14 protein-coding genes are annotated in these 17999 nt (G+C 43.4%); 5 read left to right on the top strand and 9 right to left on the bottom strand.

All coding sequences use genetic code 11. The features are described from left to right. Positions 1-41 precede the first annotated feature (41 nt). On the bottom strand, positions 42-1922 hold the full coding sequence (locus V5G28_RS33815) for an ABC transporter ATP-binding protein (RefSeq protein WP_332986909.1): 1881 nt from the start codon (positions 1920-1922) through the stop codon (positions 42-44). Positions 1923-2386: 464 nt separating this feature from the next. On the opposite strand from V5G28_RS33815, the gene V5G28_RS33810 reads away from it, so the two are divergent. Both V5G28_RS33810 and V5G28_RS33805 read left to right on the top strand, forming a co-directional pair. Continuing rightward, complete coding sequence (locus tag V5G28_RS33810; RefSeq protein ID WP_332986908.1) at positions 2387-3889, top strand: vWA domain-containing protein; 1503 nt, start codon at positions 2387-2389, stop codon at positions 3887-3889. Then, entirely contained in the window at positions 3864-4850 is a 987-nt protein-coding gene (locus V5G28_RS33805; RefSeq protein ID WP_332986906.1) for a toll/interleukin-1 receptor domain-containing protein, read from the top strand. The genes V5G28_RS33810 and V5G28_RS33805 overlap by 26 nt, the downstream gene beginning before the upstream one ends. Before the next feature lie 198 nt (positions 4851-5048). Here V5G28_RS33805 and V5G28_RS33800 read toward each other — a convergent pair whose 3' ends face one another. From V5G28_RS33800 to V5G28_RS33790, 3 genes are all read right to left on the bottom strand, one after another. Beyond that, on the bottom strand, positions 5049-7298 hold the full coding sequence (locus V5G28_RS33800) for a hybrid sensor histidine kinase/response regulator (protein ID WP_332986904.1): 2250 nt from the start codon (positions 7296-7298) through the stop codon (positions 5049-5051). A 120-nt stretch (positions 7299-7418) separates the two neighbouring features. Continuing rightward, positions 7419-7844 (bottom strand): response regulator, encoded by a 426-nt coding sequence (locus V5G28_RS33795; protein ID WP_096571561.1) that lies wholly within the window; start codon positions 7842-7844, stop codon positions 7419-7421. 14 nt (positions 7845-7858) lie between these two features. Continuing rightward, the gene (locus V5G28_RS33790; protein ID WP_332986903.1) at positions 7859-10387 is read right to left on the bottom strand and encodes a GAF domain-containing protein; all 2529 of its coding nucleotides are present in this window, start codon (positions 10385-10387) and stop codon (positions 7859-7861) included. 226 nt (positions 10388-10613) lie between these two features. Here V5G28_RS33790 and V5G28_RS33785 point away from each other — a divergent pair, with 226 nt between their 5' ends. After that, positions 10614-10889 carry a GNAT family N-acetyltransferase gene (locus V5G28_RS33785; protein WP_332986902.1) on the top strand — a complete coding sequence of 92 codons (276 nt, stop codon included), beginning with the start codon at positions 10614-10616 and terminating at the stop codon, positions 10887-10889. A gap of 38 nt (positions 10890-10927) precedes the next feature. Here the strand turns inward: V5G28_RS33785 and V5G28_RS33780 are convergent, their stop codons facing one another. Further along, complete coding sequence (locus tag V5G28_RS33780; protein ID WP_096569931.1) at positions 10928-11632, bottom strand: class I SAM-dependent methyltransferase; 705 nt, start codon at positions 11630-11632, stop codon at positions 10928-10930. Positions 11633-11738: 106 nt separating this feature from the next. After that, the gene (gene hisG, locus V5G28_RS33775) at positions 11739-12383 is read right to left on the bottom strand and encodes an ATP phosphoribosyltransferase (protein ID WP_096569933.1); all 645 of its coding nucleotides are present in this window, start codon (positions 12381-12383) and stop codon (positions 11739-11741) included. 79 nt (positions 12384-12462) lie between these two features. Between hisG and rppA the strand changes: the two genes are divergently transcribed. Then, a complete protein-coding gene (gene rppA, locus V5G28_RS33770) occupies positions 12463-13149 on the top strand; it encodes a two-component system response regulator RppA (protein ID WP_332986900.1) in 687 nt (228 codons plus the stop codon). A 268-nt stretch (positions 13150-13417) separates the two neighbouring features. Here the strand turns inward: rppA and V5G28_RS33765 are convergent, their stop codons facing one another. The 3 genes from V5G28_RS33765 to V5G28_RS33755 form a co-directional block, all read right to left on the bottom strand. Beyond that, positions 13418-14434, bottom strand: a complete 1017-nt coding sequence (locus V5G28_RS33765; RefSeq protein WP_332986899.1) for a 1-acyl-sn-glycerol-3-phosphate acyltransferase — start codon at positions 14432-14434, stop codon at positions 13418-13420. A gap of 275 nt (positions 14435-14709) precedes the next feature. Next, the gene (locus tag V5G28_RS33760; protein ID WP_332986898.1) at positions 14710-15894 is read right to left on the bottom strand and encodes an aspartate aminotransferase; all 1185 of its coding nucleotides are present in this window, start codon (positions 15892-15894) and stop codon (positions 14710-14712) included. 102 nt (positions 15895-15996) lie between these two features. Next, positions 15997-17172: an iron-containing alcohol dehydrogenase family protein gene (locus V5G28_RS33755; RefSeq protein ID WP_332986897.1), complete on the bottom strand. Its 1176-nt coding sequence runs from the start codon at positions 17170-17172 to the stop codon at positions 15997-15999. A 323-nt stretch (positions 17173-17495) separates the two neighbouring features. Here V5G28_RS33755 and V5G28_RS33750 point away from each other — a divergent pair, with 323 nt between their 5' ends. Then, a complete protein-coding gene (locus tag V5G28_RS33750; RefSeq protein ID WP_332986896.1) occupies positions 17496-17984 on the top strand; it encodes a peptidoglycan-binding domain-containing protein in 489 nt (162 codons plus the stop codon). Positions 17985-17999: the final 15 nt, after the last annotated feature.

The raw sequence follows: 17999 nt of genomic DNA, 5'->3' as shown, positions 1-17999 counted from the left end.
TACAGTTAAATGAAAATTTAAAATCTAACATCCAAAATTGTTCAACTTCCTAACATCTGTAAATTGTGCAAAGTGGCGTACATTCCTCCTGTTTGCAGCAACTCTTCATGACTTCCCTGTTCTATTAACTCTCCGCGCTTGAGTACAAAAATCCGATCCACATTGCGAATTGTAGACAGGCGGTGAGCAATAATGATGGCGGTACGTCCCACTAAAAGTTTATTTAAAGCTTCCTGAATTAAAGCTTCTGTCCCAACATCCAGACTAGCAGTTGCCTCATCCAGAATCAAAATTTCTGGGTTGCGAATTGCAGCACGCGCAAATGCTAAAAGTTGCTTTTGACCGCTAGAAAGATTTGTACCCCGTTCTCGGAGTTGGGTATCATAACCTTGGGGCAGTTGTTCAATAAACTGAGTGATGTTGGTTTTGGCTGCTGCTTGTTGGATTTCCTCAAAACTGTAGCTGTCCCCTAACGTAATGTTGCTTTTGACATCACCAGCAAACAAAAAACCTTCTTGCAAAATCACAGCCATGTAACGCCGCAGTTCTGCTTGGGGTATTTCCCGGATATCTATCCCATCCACCAAAATACGTCCTTGATTTGGTTCGTAAAGGCGACACAAAAGACGGATGATGGAACTTTTACCCGCACCTGTGGGACCTACTAATGCGACTTTCTCACCAGGATGAATGGTCAAGTCTAAATCCTTAATAACATAATCATCGTCTTTGTAAGCAAACCAGACGTGTTCAAAGCGGATTTCTCCGAGTTCAGCTTGTGAATTTTCCGTTGGGAACTCAGGATTATGACTTATTCCGTCTATATAACCCAAGCGAGAATCCAAAATTGAGAATCTGGGATTACCGCGATCGCGTATTTCTATCGGTTCATCTAAAATTTCATTCACGCGTTCTATAGCGGTGAAACCAGATTGAATGACAGTGAATTTTTCCGCAAACTCGCGTAAGGGGTCAAATAAGCGCTGGGCATATAATATAAATGCAGATAAGATGCCGAAAGTCAAGTTTTTGCCCAGTAGTAAAGAACCGCCCACCCACAAAACACCTGCAACGGCAATCAAGGCAATCCATTCCAGGGTTGCTGAAACCGCTGAATCATAAAAGATAGTATTATCTACCTCGTGGACGTAACGTTGATTATTATTGCGAAACAACTGTGCATTGAATTTTTCCCGCCGGAACAATTGCACAACATTTATGCCAATAATATTTTCTTGTAGCTGAGAATTCAGTACAGAAAGTTCTTCCCTGACCTTATAATTAGCTTTGCGGTATTCTTTTTGCAAGTATACTATAATACACGCTACTGGCAACAAAACCATCAGCAGCAAAAAAGCAAGTTGCCACTGCATAGAAAACATAAAACCAAGAATCACCAGCATGGAAAACAAATCTGAGACAATGCCGATCGCCCCAGTGGAAAAGACATCTCCCAACACTTCCACATCACTGGTAAGCCTGGTGATTAATTTACCTACGGGTGTTTTGTCAAAAAAGCGCACCGCCAGAGATGTGACATGATGAAACAAGTCTTGGCGAATTTCCGCAGTGATTTGCTGACCTAGCTTTTGTACCAAATAACCCTGAAAACCTGTAAATATCAATCGTACGCTGACTGTGATCAGTAACAAGGCTTCAATGATATTTAGCCCTTGTAACAACGGACGGTTTTTGAGAAACTCATAGGTGCTTGGTTCATTGCGAATCAGGGAGATTACTTGTCCAATCAGCAGTGGTTGTACAGCGTTAGCAACTGCTATTGGTACCAGCAGCAAAATACTAACGAAGAGCGATCGCCCATGACGACGGGCATAAGGTACGAGACGCAAAAATAACCGCCAGTCATTCTCACGCCGACGGTAACCTGTGTGAATTTTTTTTTGGGGTTTGGAAGTGCTCATAATAAGAGCATTATATTAATTTTTACAACACAAAAAGCACATCTCCTTAATGTAGTGTTTCCATTCCTACTTTGACACCATGCTAGAGGGCGATCGCTTGCCTTTAGTCTAAACTTCAGTAGGTATAAACTGCTTTGTAACTTATTGCAATTAGTGAAGGCGAACCTCCGGAATCATCTATGAAGATTGTGAAGTCTTAGAAGAACCCTTTTGGGTACTGCCAGTTATAGAGTGAGTCTTACACACTAGTAGTCCGCCAAATCAACTTTGCCTAGTTTGTAGTCAGGACTTTAGTCCTGAAAAAGCGATCTTCTCGCTTACTACCAAAGAAAGCAAACTTTGTTTGGTAAACCACTAGGAACAAAGTCTATTCAGAAGCTGGCAGATCTACGTCAGAAGAAATTTCTACCAGCTTCAATTTACATTTATTAACAGAGTCAGGAAACCCAAAACTGGAGGAAACAATGTCAACCGATCAGCTAAGTCTTCAGGTCATCGCTGAGCGCCCCGTTGTCCGTAATGACCAAATCTCTGACATTGACATAGCAATCGATCTTCTCACAACCAAGACTATTGGGCCGCAGTCAACCAACTATGCGATCAATCTCTGTATTGTGATTGATCGCAGTGGGAGTATGGCAGGTGAAAAGCTAGAGCAAGCAAAGAAAAGCTGCGTAGACATATACGAGAGTCTCAACTCGAGTGATCGATTAACTGTGCTTGCATTTGATGATGAAGTGATATCTGTTGTAAACCCTCAAACCCCTTCAAATTTAATTAAGGAGCGCATAATGGCTCTTGAGGCAGGGGGAGCTACTAATCTGTCCAAAGGTTGGTATCTCGGTCTTTTGGAATTGCAAACTTATACCACTGATAAGCATATTAACCGACTTATATTATTATCGGACGGGCAAGCTAACGCAGGAGAACAAAAGCCAAGTACTCTTGGTGCTGAGTCAAGCCGAGCGAGAAATGAGATGGGAATTACTACATCAACAATTGGTATAGGAACGGATTTCCAAGAGGATATTCTTGCTGCTCTGGCACATGAATCTGGAGGTCGGTTCAGGTTTATCGGTGAAGCTCGGATAGAAGATATTATCAAAGAGGAATTTGATGGGGCACTTTCAGTATTTTTAGAACGTCCTAGGATAGAGTTAAATCTTCTCCCTGGTGTCATAATAATACGAGAGCTCAACAACCTTCACAAAACCTCTGATCGCTATCTTATTCGACCAATTAAGGCAAACGATCAGTTCTGTTTTGCATTAAGACTGCGGGTAGATCCGTCTAAAGTTGACGGCAAAGAGTTAATCATCAGCGCAACTTTACTGAATGGTACAGACCTGGTGCAGAAAACCGAAACCAATTTAAGTCTTGGCTCCATGGAAGAATATGTTCAAAGCCCTGAAGATTCTCGTGTAGCAATGGTTGTAACAAAGTACTTAGCAGCCACCTTTGATGAAGAGATGGCTGAGGAAATGGGTACTGGAAATGTGACCACAATGCTTCAAATGCTGCAAAGCCAGTCCAACCTGATGAAGGAGTTAGAGTCTAAACTTGCAGGAGCTACAGCGATTTCTTGGGAGACAATGACAGAGCAGGAGAGGGAAAAAGCTGAAATGGAACGTCAGCGACATGAACGCGAACTTTCCCAACTTCGTATGGAAATTGAAGAAAATGAGGCACTTGCCGTTGTTATTCAGTTGACTGACCTTGCTCAGGGATTGGGGCAAGCAGAACAAGCAAGCAGGCTCATCGCGGTGTACCGTAAACTGTCCAAGGGTAGGGAAATGAGAAAAAAAGGATGGGCTGAGCGGGGAGACAGTGATGATTGGGTTGCTAGGAAAGTGCTTGAGGAAGCTTTGGATCTTGTAGATAGTCTGATGAATAGTTTTCCAGATATGCAAGAAGAGTTTTTGGACATCAGCGAGAGGATCAATGAGCAACTGGCAAATTTTTCCTAAGAAAGCATGGTCTCCAATTGGTAAAGTCTTAAGCGGTTTTGGTAATGGAGAGGGAGTTTACAAAACTGCCTATGCAATCAATGCAGATGCTGGTTCATTTTTGAATGGACGAGTGTCGGCTTACATTCGCATTGCAGGAAATCGACCAATTAATGGTGCAGGAGTTATTTGTCGTGCAAATAAAATGTATTCATTCGTTGCATTTCACGTTGTAACTGACGACAATTCTCCCGATTTATACAGTGTTCGCCTTGTAGCATTAAAATATGGCAAGATCCAATCATTAGTTGGTTTAAAGCATCCCATTTCAATTCCCAATCGCCAGTTTCATATTTCTCTACAGTTCTTTTCTGGTGAGATGATTGGGGAAGTAGTTACGGAGACTGAGACACACACTCTAACCTACCTTGTGCCAGAACTTCCATTTCCTGGCAACTGTGGTGTAGTTCGCTTCTATGGTTCATCTGTTACAGTACAAAAAATCCAGGTCGAGGAGATTAAAATGAAGCCAATTTTACCAGAGGAAGACAAGGAGAGCGAGCAGCCAACACATCCCATTTCTGTATTTCTTTCGCATTCTAGTGCTGACAAGAAAACAGTGTTAAAAGTGATTGAAGCTTTTAAAAACGCTAATATTTCATATTGGGTTGACCACGAACAAATCAAATTTGGCGATGGTATAGTAGCCAAAATTGAGGAAGGATTACAAAAAAGCAAATATGTTGTGGTATGCCTAAGTGAAAAATTAATAACCTCCGGTTGGTGTCGGGCGGAATATGGCGCTATTCTCTACAGGGAATTTAGCGGAGATACATCTAGGAGAGTTATTCCTCTCAGTCTCGACGGCTCAAATAACAGTAACGGCATACCCTTGCTACTGTCTGACAAGTTACGTGCTGATTTCACAAATCAAAATAATTTCTCAGAATTCATCCAATTTCTTCATGAATCTTCTAAGTAAAGGGTAAGACTTGAATTGCAAGTTTGAGCGATAATTAGGTTAAAATATGGATGCATCTGTAGAAACGCTTCAAACAGCGCGTCTGTACAGAAGTTGTACACAAAGAAAATACTTTATCTAACCCGTATTGGCTTAAATTTGACACTCCCTTCAGCTTCAGTCAAGGGAATGTCAATAGTAGGGCAACTATTGCCCACCCTAGTTTTCACTAAGAACCATCTGTAAAGTGTGCAATAATTCCTTGAGTGTGTAAGGCTTCGACAAAAATGTTTTGGCACCACTGCCCATAACTGCTGCCAGCTTACTGCTAGACATCAGCCCGCTAGAAGCAATAATTTTGACTTGTGGGTTAATTTTTTGCAAAGTACGCATCGCAGTTAAACCATCTAAGGCAGGTAGCATCATATCAATCAACACAGCACTAATTTCGTGCTTATGTTGGGCGTATAAGGCGATCGCCTCAATGCCATCATGAGCAGTGAGAATTTTATAATTGTATGTTTCTAAAGAAGCTTTGGTAATTTCTTGAATCGAGGGTTCATCATCCACAACCAGAATCAATTCTCCTTGTCCCGCCAGAATCTCCACCTCTTGTACTGGCTGTGCTTCCATTTCCTGCACTGCTGGTAAGTAAATCTTAAAACTCGTGCCAGATCCCACCTCACTATAAACGTTGACAAAACCACCGTGACTTTTGACAATGCCAATAACAGTGGAAAGACCTAGCCCTGTGCCTTTACCTTGTTCTTTAGTTGTGAAAAATGGCTCGAAAATTCTGTCTAAAACTTCACGAGGAATCCCAACTCCAGTATCCGAAACAGTCGTCACAGTATACGGTCCCGTTTTGGCTTCTAAGTGCATCCGCGCATAGTTTTCATCAATAAACAGATTTTCCGCACAGATGCTTAAAGTCCCGCCATTCGGCATAGCATCGCGGGCGTTGACACAAAGGTTCATCAGCACCTGATGAAGTTGTGTACCATCTCCAGAAACTAACCACAAATCTGGCACTATGTCAATAAACACCTCAACGGATTTAGGGAACGTCTCTTTAAGAATCTTCACCACTTCCCGGATCAGGTGTTTGAGTTGTAAAGCCATGCGCTTCCCTTCCACGCCTCGCGCAAATGACAAAACCTGCTTAACTAAGTCTGCTCCACGTTTGGCGCTGTTTTCTAGTATTTCCAGCAGGTGGTTATCTTGCTCGTAGACGTCAGGAAATTTCAGGGGTAACAATTGAGCCACTGCTAAAATCGGCGTCAGGATGTTATTTAGATCGTGGGCGATACCACTAGCTAAGGTACCAATACTTTCCAAGCGTTGGGCGCGGAACAATTGTGATTCCAAGAGTTTTTTCTGGGTGATATCTGTGTCAACGCTGAGAATGGATAAGGGCTTTCCTCGTTCATCACAGACTAATGTCCAACGGCTTTGTACGAGAATTTCCTTACGACTTTTAGTAACTTTACATACCTCACCCTGCCACTGACCTTTGCTGATAACGGTTGAAAGAGCTGCTTCTACTTCTGGTGGTATTTCCTTGTACAAAACCTCGTTGGCATTTTTGCCAAATACCTCTTGAGCCTGCCAACCGTACAAATTCTCTGCACTTTTGTTCCAGAATAAGATGCGATTTTCTAAATCTCGGACAATAATCGCATCAGTAGTAACATCAAGTAAAGCCGCTTGTTGGCGGATTTTCTCTTCAGCAAGTTTGCGCTCACTAATATCGATGCTAGCGCAGGTGATGCCTACGACTTCTTGCGACTCATTCTGCAATGGCTCTACAGTTAAATCGTAATACCGCATTCCAAGAGCCGTTGTAATAGAAACTTCCTCTCTCGTTCCTATACCCGTGGTGAGTACACGACGCTTAATAGTGGTTAAACGCTCTGCATCTTCAGCACAAATAAAATCGCTGTCTCGCTTGCCTAATATCTCTTGTGCCGTCACCCCAAAACCTGGATTATAGATCCAGGTGTAGCGTAACTCCTTATCTTGATTAAAGACAAAGATAGGAGAGTTCTTCAGAGCAACCCGAAATCGCTCCTCACTCTGTCGCAGAGCTTGCTCCGTTCGCTGACGCTCAATAGCATAACGCATTGAGCGCACCAGTAAGTCACCATTCACCTGCCCCTTGACCAAATAATCTTGAGCGCCTTCTTGCATTGCCCTAGTCGCCAAGGTATCATCATCAAAACCTGTTAACACGATAATGGGAATAGTAGGAGCCTGATGATGGACTTTGATAAACGTTTCTAGTCCCTCGCTATCCGGAAGTAAAAGGTCTAGCAAAATGACATCAAACCTTTCTTGCTCCAAAAAGCGCAGCGCCTCTTCTAATTCCTGCGCCTGCTTCAAGTGAAGCTTCACAGAGGTGACATCCCATAAAAACTCCTGCAACAGCCGAACATCACCCGGATTATCTTCCACTAATAAAATTTTCATTATTTTACTTATTTGTTATTTGTTAGTGGTTAGAGACGCGCTATGGCGCGTCTGTACATTTGATAGTGGTTAGTGGTTTTCTTCGCTCACTCCCACTCCAGAACTCCCCCCACTCCCTCATCACTCCTGTGGTAGCTTGACAACAGTGAACCAAAAGTTCTCTATAGAATGTACAATTTTGACAAATTGATCGAAGTCAACAGGTTTAGTGATATAGCAGTTGGCACAGAGGCTGTAAGCTCTGAGGATATCTTCCTCAGCTCCAGATGTTGTTAAAACAACCACAGGAATGCGCTTGAGGACTTTATCTGCTTTAATTTCTGCCAGCACCTCTCGCCCGTCTTTTCTAGGCAGATTGAAATCAAGCAGGATAATATCGGGGGTAGGCATTCCAGCATAATTTGCCTGTTTATGCAAGAATGCCATAGCCTCTACGCCATCAACCGCTACATTCAGGTTCACGGAGATTTTGCTATCTTCTAGGGCTATGCGGGTTAACTCCACATCGCCAGGGTTGTCTTCTACTAGCAAAACCTCAATAGGCATAATCACTTCAAAGTTCACAATTGGTTTGCCGCTCGATCAGGAATTGTAAAGAAGAAAGTTGCACCATGTTGCGGTTGCGACTCAATCCAGATATTTCCACCGTGACGTTCCACAATTTTCTTACATATTGCCAAGCCGATGCCAGTACCCGGGTACTTATCTCTGGTATGCAATCGCTGAAAAATTATAAAAATGCGATCGCCATATTGAGGTTCGATGCCAATACCATTATCGCGCACTGCAAATCGCCATTCTTGCCCTGTGGCTTCAACCTCAATATGGATTTGGGGCGGTTGTTCGCTCTTGAATTTGATAGCATTAGCAATCAGGTTCTGAAACAACTGCGACAGTTGCGTTGCATCCGCCATCACTTCCGGCAAAGTATCGCGGGTGACGACTGCGCCGCTTTCTTCAATAGCAAATTTGAGATTGGCGAGAGCGTTGTTGAGCACAGCATTACAATCAACTCGTTTAAAGGGCTGAGCACGCGTGCTGACACGCGAATAGCTCAACAAGTCATTGATGAGTGTCTGCATCCGGCGTGCTCCGTCTACAGCGTAGTCGATAAACTCATTCGCCCGATCATCAAGCTTGTCTTTGTATCGTCGCTCCAAAAGCTGTAAGTAACTCCCCACCATTCGCAATGGTTCTTGCAAGTCATGAGAAGCAACGTAGGCAAATTGTTCTAATTCCGCATTGGAACGAGCCAGTTCCTGACGTTGGCGGGTTTCTTGTTCTAAAAGTTGCGCTTGAGATAGGGCGATGCCTATTTGGTTTGCCAACTGTTGCAACAACTCAATTTCTGGGGTGTTCCAATTTCGGGGATGTTCACATTGATGAGCAATCAGCAAACCCCATAAGTTGTCCCTTTGCAGAATCGGTACTACCAAATTAGCTTTGACACCAAACTGCGCAAGAAATTCTTTGTGGCAAAGTTGAATGTTTGCTGTTTCCAGATTGGCGATCGCACTAACTCTTCCTTGACGATAAGGTTCTTGATAATCTCTTTCAAAGCAAGGGTCGAGGAGATCTTTTCCCAAGACTACAGGAAAACCTGGCAGCACTGCCTCTTGCACCACAGTTCCCGAACCATCTCCCCACCGCCTAAAGATGAGAACTCGATCAGCGTGCAGTAGTTTTTGGACTTCGGTGACTGCAGTTTGCAGAATTGTCTCAAGTTGTAAAGATTGACGAATTTTGAGGGTAATTTCGGTAAACAGTTGAGAACGTTTGTTTTGACGATTTGATTCCTCTTCTGCTTGCTTACGATCAGTGATGTCAAGCATGACACCAATCATACGAGTTGGGCTACCATCAGCATCGTAAATTCCAGTACCTCGTGCCAGTACCCAATGAACGCTATCATCAGACCAGATAGTGCGGTACTCTGCTTCATAATCTTTGCGTTGCTCTAAAGCTTGTTGCACAGACTCCTGAACGTAGGCGCGATCGCCTGGATGAATGTGTTCATACAGCGCAGTGTAGGAAAAGTCTGCTTGAGGGGGTAGACCAAAGTTTGCTTTGCACTCGTTGGAGGAAGATAACTCGCCCGTTTTCAAATCTAACTCCCAAGAACCGAGTTTAGCAGCGTGCAATGCCAGCTTCAATCGTTGTTCGCTCTCGCGCAAAGATGCTTCAGTTCGCTTGCGTTCAGTGATGTCGCGCGTCACTGCTAGCAAGGCAATAATTTCTCTATCAGAATCACGCAGGGGAACAGCGTGGGTTTCCAACCAGCGACGAGTGCCCTTAAGTCCAACAATTTCAAACTCCAGCACCCCCGATTCGCCTTGGAAAACCCTTTGAGTCAGTGCCTTAAAAGCTGGGCGATACTCAGCAGCGACTAGGGGATAAAGGGATTGTCCTTGGACTTGATTGAGGGAATCAGCTTCAATCATCGCCAGTCCAGCGGGATTCATCTCCAGCAATGTGCCATCTTTAGCAAGCAATTTTACACACTCTGGTTCTGACTCAATGATTGTACGGAGAAGATTTTCGCTGTGCGCCAGTTTCGCCTCAGTACGCTTGAGGTCCTCGGCAACACGCGATACCTCAGCTAAATTACGCCGAAGCTCGAGTTCGCTAATCACCTGGCGGGCTAGCGCCACAAGCGCTTCCACTTGTTTGTCGCTCAGTTGGCGTGGCACTTGGTCAATCGCGCAAAGAGTCCCCACCATATCTCCGTTCGGGGTAATTAGGGGTACACCTGCATAAAACCGCACATATGGATATGACACAACGACTGAATTCTTGGCGAAGCGTTCATCAACCCAAGTATCAGAAATCACCACTACATCTTGTCGTTCCTGGCAAAGGTAAGACAATCCCACGTTACGGGGCATTTCTGCGACATCCAAACCTATTTTTGCCTTAAACCATTGACGGTTTTCATCGATAAAATTGACTAAGACTATGGGAGTCCCACAAATGTAGGCAGCTAACTGGGCAATATTGTTGTAGGCTTCTTCAGGTTCAGTGTCAAGAATTTGATATTGCCGGAGGGCTTCAAGCCTCGCCGCTTCGTCATGAGTCATTATCGCTAACATAAATATTTATTAAAGCTTTTTAAAGTTACTTAATGCTTTGCTCTTTTTCTTAGTAAAAAAGGTGGCTTATGATGAGTCTATGTTGATACTTCTTATATTTTATACTACTTTTGGTAGATGCCATCTACAACAATCTCAAAGAAGTTTGAATTTTGCAACAATGCTTAGTAGAAACCTAGAAAGCTTTGACCGGAATTGATGGGATTCAAGTCTTGAATACGAACTAGTGTATACTCTTGCTCGCGGCTACTGGGGAAAAGGAATTGCCACAGAAGCCGCGAAAGTTAGTTTAAGGTATGGCTTCGAGGAACTAAAGGCACAGATTATGGCGTTAGCTGCACCAACAAATTTTGCTTCTGTGCGAGTCATGCTCAAGCTGGGGATGAAATATGAAAAAAACGCCTTCCTCTACAACAGAAAAGTCGTTTACTACGCCATCTCACGGCAAGAGTGGCAGGCGGAAGATTCTGTGTACATTTTGCGACAAATGCCAACAGACTAGAAGCCTGAAGCTATACAAACTTAGACAGGAAAACAATTTCAATTTTTAGTTGCTACCCAACCGCCAACCCAAAACCCTGTATAAAATCTGATGATATTTCCAAAGCCTGCTTGCTGTAATAATTCTAACTCTCTCGCCTCTGGAATGGGGTAAACACCTTTGTTGAATGTTTCTAGCAATTGAGCCATCCTTTCTGGCTTCATGCCCATTTCTTCCCAAAAGACTTTCAAAATGAAAATCATCTGCTCTAATTCACGAGTGCCTTTTTCACCAAACACATCTACCAAGATAAAAGCAGCTGATGGTTTCAAACGCTGAGCAATACTTTCAAGTAATGCCAGTTTGCTGCCATCATCTGGGAGAAAATGCATAACTAAAATGCAAGTTGCTGCATGATACAGGGGAGTCACAGGCAAATCGTGCGTATATCCTTGAAATAGCTTAACTCGCTCAGCTAAGCTGTGCTGCTGTATTTTCTCTTGGGCAATGGATAGCATATTAGCAGATGGGTCAACACCTAGCATCTGCCACTGTGAATTGCCCTTACCAAACTTGACTAACTCCCTCCCAGTACCAGCACCCACAATCAACAAATTAGATGTTTCGCTTAAGTGCGCTTTCAAACAAGACAAAGCCATTGTATGCATTGCCTCATAACCGGGTAAAGCCATCTGAGCCATGTTGTCGTACTCGTTGGTAGCAACTGGCGGGTTGGCGTCAAAATCTATAGTTTTTTCTGACATTGATTTGTAGTATTTTTGCTGAGATTGTCAGATTTTATTGCGTTCGTAGAGAAGAATTTTTGTGGTCATCCTGTGCATTCCAATTGGACATAATTATTACGTAGATTTAAACTGTAGACAGAACTGTTGAGCGCAGCTGCTCGACGCATCCAAGCAAATTACCCGTGTTTAAGCGATAACTCAAAGGATGGGCAATCAATCTTGCCGTACTTTCAAACAAAGTTTCAATCTCAACCAAACCATTCTCGCGTAAGGTTCGCCCTGTGGAAACCAAATCCACAATCGCCTCTGACATTCCCGTAATCGGACCTAGTTCTACAGAACCATACAGCGGTACAATTTCTACAGGTAAATCCAGACTGTGGAAATATTCTCGCGCACTATTGACATACTTAGAAGCGACTCGACCATGAGCTGGTAATTCTAGTGCCGAACGGTAAGGGCTTGATTGCTTTACCGCGACCGACATTCGGCAATGTCCAAACTGTAAATCAACCAAGTGGGCGACTTGCGGCTTTTTCTCCCGCAAGACATCATATCCGACGATACCGAGCTGTGCCTGACCATATTCTACATAAACCGGCACATCCTGTGCGCGCACTAGCAGCCCTTTGGCTTTGCCACTAGAGTCGGAAATCTGAAGTTGGCGGTTACTTGAGTCTAAAAAAGCACTAAAATCCAATCCCACATCTTGTAAGATGCGGATGCTATTTTTGAGAAGTTCCCCTTTCGGCAATGCAACAGTTAGCATAAGTAGCAGTCAGCGTTGAGCAATCAGCAAAATAATAATATCTGATAGCTAAGTACAGATGGCTAACTAATGGCTAACCATGCGAATTTTGGTTGTTGATGATGAAGTTGAATTAACAGACCCTTTGAGTCGCTTGTTAACTCGTGAGGGATACAGCGTTGATGCGGCTTATGATGGGACAAGTGGTAGCCAACTTGCACAAACTGGCAGTTATGACTTACTGATTTTAGATTGGATGCTGCCTGGCAAAACGGGGTTGGAAATTTGTCAAGAATTACGACGCCAGGGTAAAACCACACCCGTCTTGTTTCTCACCGCTAAAGATACTCTCGATGATCGAGTACAAGGTTTGGATGCAGGTGCAGACGACTATTTGGTGAAACCTTTTGAGTTGCGGGAGTTACTCGCACGAGTTCGCGCTTTATTGCGTCGTTCCGGTTCACCAAGCTCCAGTACAACAACTCCAAGGCTTACGGTAGCGGACTTAGAACTTGATAGTGAAAACCAAGTCGCTTATCGTCAAGGCAGGATCATTGACTTATCAGACAAAGAAAGCCAGCTTTTGCAATATTTTATGGAAAACACTGGACAATTGCTTACTCACGCACAAATTCTCCAATATCTCTGGAAAGATGACGAACCACCTAGCAGCAATGTCATTGCTGCATTAATTCGTCTGCTGCGGCGCAAGATTGAACAAGCAGGGGAAACACAATTAATTCATACTGTCTACGGTAAAGGATACCGCTTTGGTGTTTCTGCATAAATACTTGCTCACAATACTTGCTCACAATTCTCGCTCTACCCCACCCCCGGTTTTGTCTTGCGCCAAAACCTCCCCTCCCCCTTCGGGTTCGCCAGTCGCCTACGGCGGGAAACCCGCCTGCAGCGCTGGACTCACCGCAAGCGGGGAGGGGTAAGGGGTGGGGTAAACCAACGTGGAATAAAACTTGGAACGTGATAGTTGACACAGATAAGCAATGCTTTGTGTCCCCACAGCCAACTCAAAACTTTCCACTTGTAACTTTAATACTTCACAACTGATTTATTTCATATTGGAGCTTTTCTCGTAATTGTTGTGCTTTTTTATAAGCCTCTGCTCTTTCTGTCTTACTTTCCTTTAACTCGGCTGTATGCAAAGGTTGAATAAAGTAACGCAAGCGACTTCTCATCGCCCAAACTCCCATTGATGGAAAGAGAATAAATAATGGTATTAAAGGTGATATTGGCAAAAATGGTAGATTTAATAGCTTCTGCAATTTTTTAATATTTAAAGTCCAAGGATGTAAGTTTTCATTACCAATGCAAATAACAGGCAAAATGGGAACTTGATAACGTTGGCTTAATTGAAGAAAACTCAAATCAAATGTTTCTAACTGATAGCGTTTTGCCCAACCTTTCTTTGGTCCGCGTAAACCTTCTGGTGCATATAAGAGAATTTTGCGCTCTTGTATTGCAGCCTCAAAATCATTGAACTCTGCTCTCACACCACCCATAACCTTTGACCATCCGGGTGGTAACCACCAAATGATCCAAGGATGGTCAAACAAAGATACCCCAGCCAAGGGTTGCACCAACCATCCTCGTGTTTTACTTAATAGATAACCTAACGTTAAAAAGTCCCAGGGAAAACACATTCCTGCATGATTCATTGCTACAATCATTGGTCCTGTTTGTGGCAAATTTTCAATTTTATGCAACTCTCCCCGAAAATAATATTTAATAATTGGAGCAATAACTTCATCTCGAAAGGCTTTTTGATAATTTGGGTCAAATTCACCTATTTCACTACGAGGTGAACGACAGCCAAGCCGTAACCAGCGAATGAAAAGTGCTATGTAAAATCCGCCGGGAATTAAAAATAACCCGTATTCCAACCAATTCCAACCATCTGGATCTTGATGATAATGCTGCCAGTGGCGGTTGAATATAATCAGCCAACCAGGAGGATACCACAGACAAAACCAATCAAACCAGCCAAATTTGTAACCCTCAAGTAATGTTTTTTTCAATTGAGGGTTGAAAAGGTTATCAGAGTGTTGATTAATCACAATAGCTCAGATGTTTCCAAAACAATTGGCTTAATGGGTAATTTTAGCTTTAGAAACTTCTAGTTGCCATCTTACTCTGGACTAAGATGCCCTAATAACAAGGATATCTTGCGAGACAACGCTATTGAATGACTTAATGTTCTGATACTTTCGTTTCAGTAAACCTTGGCACATTGTGTACTTTTAGAAAACCACTAATGGACACAGATACACACAGATAAAAAACCTCTACCTGTGTATTCTGTGGGAAACCGCCCAAAAAATGTATACATTTATTATTGAAAGCGAATATTAGCTTGCTTAAAACGGTGCAAAGCTTCACCTAGGCGATCGCACTCCGCAATCAAGCTTATTCGCACATACCCTTCACCCGCAACGCCAAAAGCATTACCTGGCGTAACAACAACACCAGTTTGCTGCAACACCTTAAGAGCAAAATCTGTGGAACTGACGCCAACCGGACAAGGAACCCACAGATACATTGTCGCTTTGGTTTTACTCAAATTCCAACCCAACTGTGATAAACCTTGAACCACAAAATCGCGGCGGGTACGGTAGCGTTCTTGTACCTCATGTAAATAACTATCCGGCAGTTGCAATGCGGTTTCTGCTGCCGTTTGCAATGCCGCAAAAATGCCATAATCCAAGTTTGTTTTCAGCGTCCGCAAACCTTGTATAATATGACGATTCCCAACCACAAAACCGACGCGCCAACCTGCCATATTATAAGTTTTGGAAAGCGTATGAAACTCAACCCCAATGTCTTTGGCACCCGGAATTTCTAATAAACTCGTGGGTTGATAGCCATCAAAAGCTAACTCCGCATAACATAAGTCATGCACGAGTAAAATCTCATATTTGCGGGCAAAGGCGACAATTTCTTCAAAAAATTCACGCGGTGCAGTTGCAGCTGTCGGATTACTGGGATAATTAAAATAGAGAATCTTTGCGCTTTGGGCAACATCCTCAGGAATTGCCCCCAAATCAATAAGCCAGTCATTCTCTGGTTTGAGAATTAAGCTGTGAACTTTTCCCCCAGCAATGACTGGACCACGAAAATGAGCAGGGTATGCCGGAGAAGGGACTAGAATTAAGTCACCAGGATTAATGTAGGCTATGGCAAGATGCGCCAATCCTTCTTTAGAACCAAGAAGAGGCAAAGCTTCGCTATCTGGATCTAAATCGACTCCATAACGACGACGATACCAGTTTGTGATGGCGCGGCGGAAACTCGCTGTCCCCTCAAAAGGAGGATAGCCATGATTTGCCGGATCTTGCAAAGCTTTGATCGCCGCTTCTATGACTGGTTGCGGTGTTGCGCCGTCCGGGTTTCCCATGCCCAAATCAATCAAATCCAACCCTTGCTCTCGTGCTTTAGCCTTGAGTTCATCAAGACGAGCAAATACGTACGGTGGTAATTGCTGTATGCGTTCAGCTGGGGCAATCCAATCTAATGTCATCGAAAAAATTATGAATTATAAATTATAGATGAGAAACGCAGAATTATGAATTATCCAGTATTCACAACTCGTCGTTTCTCTGTGTCGGGTGTCGTTCAACAATCACTCAGCCTCATTCACAACAGACGTCAAACCCATATGAGTGCGTCCTTCTACTGGCGCAGTGGTGGAAACCATCGCCGCCATCAATTGTTCTACTGCAACTTTGAATGGGAGTCGGTGGATGTCAGAATGAGGAGATAAAGCAATTTCAGCAGCTTTTTGCAATTCGTTTAAGGTGATGTTCCCTAATCCTAAATCGCCCAATTTTTGGGGTAATCCTATCTCTGCATAAAACTTTAATAATTGTTGCCGTGCTGCTGCTGCGAGCTGATTGCCCTGTACCATCTCTTCTAAACGCAGTTGCACTAAGATCCCATAAGCAACTTTTTCGCCATGAATGCTGCCACTTTTAGAAAGGTGAGTTAAACCATTGTGTACGGCATGAGCCGCTACGGTACGGCATTGTGCGCCTCCTAGTCCCCCAATGACTCCAGCAAGGAGAACCGTTGCATCGACAACTTGTTGCCAAGCTTCGCTACCTGGTTCTTTAACAGCAGTGGCAGATTTTTGGAAGAGGATATCTCGCAAAACTCTGGCTTGTTGCACGGCGGCAATGATTAAGGTTTGTTCCGAGTGTCCGCTGCTGACAGAGGCTTCATACCACTTGGCGATCGCATCCCCAATTCCTGCTACAAGCGTACGTTGCGGGGCAGTTTTTATCAAGTCGTAATCGAGTATCAGTAAATCAGGACAACTTGCCAATGCGACATCATAGAGAAATGCCCCTTCATCAGAATACACATTCGACAGCGCAGTCCAAGCCGCACATGTCGCCGCTGACGTGGGAATTGTGACGACTGGTAACTCCAACTGATGAGCGATTAATTTCGCCGTATCGAGTGCTTTACCACCACCAATACCGATAATCACATTGGCTTTATGTTCTTTCGCTGCCTTGTGTAAAGCTTTCAAGCTGGCTTCACTACAATCAGGAGCATAAAAGGCTTGGGCAATATGCAACCGTTGGTGTTTTAGAAGTGGTTGTAGACTTTCCTGGGTGACAGCAAGAGTACGTTCACCTGCTACAATCAGGGGACGACTTCCCAAGCGGGCGATCGCATCAGTTGCCTGTGTTAATATTTGTGAGCCACGGATGACCTTTGCTGGAGCTACGGAAAGACCCAGTAACGGACTAGAGGTTTGAGTAGACAAAGTTTCAGTCGATTGATTAGGCATATAACTAATTAACAAATTAACAGTAGCACTTCCAGATATTTTGGAGAACTTTCCCCGATTAGGGAAGAGGTAACGGGTAATTAGTCCATAGTCCACAGTCCAATAAATTTTGACTATTCTCTTTACCCTAGTGAGCGTAATCACCAGATTTATATCTTAACAAAACATTAAGAAATATTGTATTTGTTAACACAAAAAAAATATGACTTTGTTAATATGAAGATAGTTTTTGAACCTCTCAGAATATCCCTAAGTGTGATGCGGCATCAGTAGTAAAAAAACTATTGTTAAATAAGAGACATTAATTTGTTTAGGGAGAAAATATGACATCTACCAGTGATGCCAGCGACACAATGGAACAGACGTTGGAAATACAGTTAAGTCAATTAGTCCTGCAGCAAGGCTTCAAGGGTAAAGCAGTAGAAGAACTGCAAAATCTCTTGTTTGCTTGGGGTATTTATACAGGACCAATCGATGGTGAGTTTGGATACCAAACAGAACATAGTGTCAAAAAATATCAACGGCGAGTCTTTTTGGAAGAAGATGGAATTGTAGCAGAGCGTACTTGGCGTGCGCTTTACACAGGTGCGCCAGTAGATATGCCACAATTGAGTAAAGGCTGCTACGGAGAGTTGGTGAAAAAGGTGCAGCGCATTCTGAAAACAACCTGTGATTATATAGGACGGGTTGATGGTAATTTTGGAGATCTGACAGAGTCAGCTTTGACAAGCTTCCAAAGGCGCTGCGAACTGTCGATAACAGGCGTAGTGGAAGAAAGCACTTGGTGTGCCTTAAGTAAAGTAGTCCAGTAGTAAAAGTCAGGTGAG

Source organism: Scytonema sp. PRP1 (genome assembly GCF_036697665.2).
In the GTDB taxonomy this organism is placed as follows: Bacteria; Cyanobacteriota; Cyanobacteriia; order Cyanobacteriales; family Nostocaceae; genus Kalymmatonema; species Kalymmatonema gypsitolerans.
The sequence above is the reverse complement of the archived record's forward strand: the minus strand, read 5'-3'. Positions and strand labels throughout refer to the sequence as shown.

Excerpts from the sequence above, each read along its gene's own strand:
- V5G28_RS33810 (WP_332986908.1), top strand. The coding sequence starts at position 2,387 with ATGTCAACCGATCAGCTAAGTCTTCAGGTCATCGCTGAGCGCCCCGTT.
- V5G28_RS33805 (WP_332986906.1), top strand. The coding sequence starts at position 3,864 with ATGAGCAACTGGCAAATTTTTCCTAAGAAAGCATGGTCTCCAATTGGT.
- V5G28_RS33795 (WP_096571561.1), bottom strand. The coding sequence starts at position 7,844 with ATGCCTATTGAGGTTTTGCTAGTAGAAGACAACCCTGGCGATGTGGAG.
- hisG (WP_096569933.1), bottom strand. The coding sequence starts at position 12,383 with ATGCTAACTGTTGCATTGCCGAAAGGGGAACTTCTCAAAAATAGCATC.
- V5G28_RS33815 (WP_332986909.1), bottom strand. The coding sequence starts at position 1,922 with ATGAGCACTTCCAAACCCCAAAAAAAAATTCACACAGGTTACCGTCGG.
- V5G28_RS33800 (WP_332986904.1), bottom strand. The coding sequence starts at position 7,298 with ATGAAAATTTTATTAGTGGAAGATAATCCGGGTGATGTTCGGCTGTTG.
- V5G28_RS33750 (WP_332986896.1), top strand. The coding sequence starts at position 17,496 with ATGACATCTACCAGTGATGCCAGCGACACAATGGAACAGACGTTGGAA.
- V5G28_RS33780 (WP_096569931.1), bottom strand. The coding sequence starts at position 11,632 with ATGTCAGAAAAAACTATAGATTTTGACGCCAACCCGCCAGTTGCTACC.
- V5G28_RS33760 (WP_332986898.1), bottom strand. The coding sequence starts at position 15,894 with ATGACATTAGATTGGATTGCCCCAGCTGAACGCATACAGCAATTACCA.
- rppA (WP_332986900.1), top strand. The coding sequence starts at position 12,463 with ATGCGAATTTTGGTTGTTGATGATGAAGTTGAATTAACAGACCCTTTG.
- V5G28_RS33755 (WP_332986897.1), bottom strand. The coding sequence starts at position 17,172 with ATGCCTAATCAATCGACTGAAACTTTGTCTACTCAAACCTCTAGTCCG.
- V5G28_RS33790 (WP_332986903.1), bottom strand. The coding sequence starts at position 10,387 with ATGTTAGCGATAATGACTCATGACGAAGCGGCGAGGCTTGAAGCCCTC.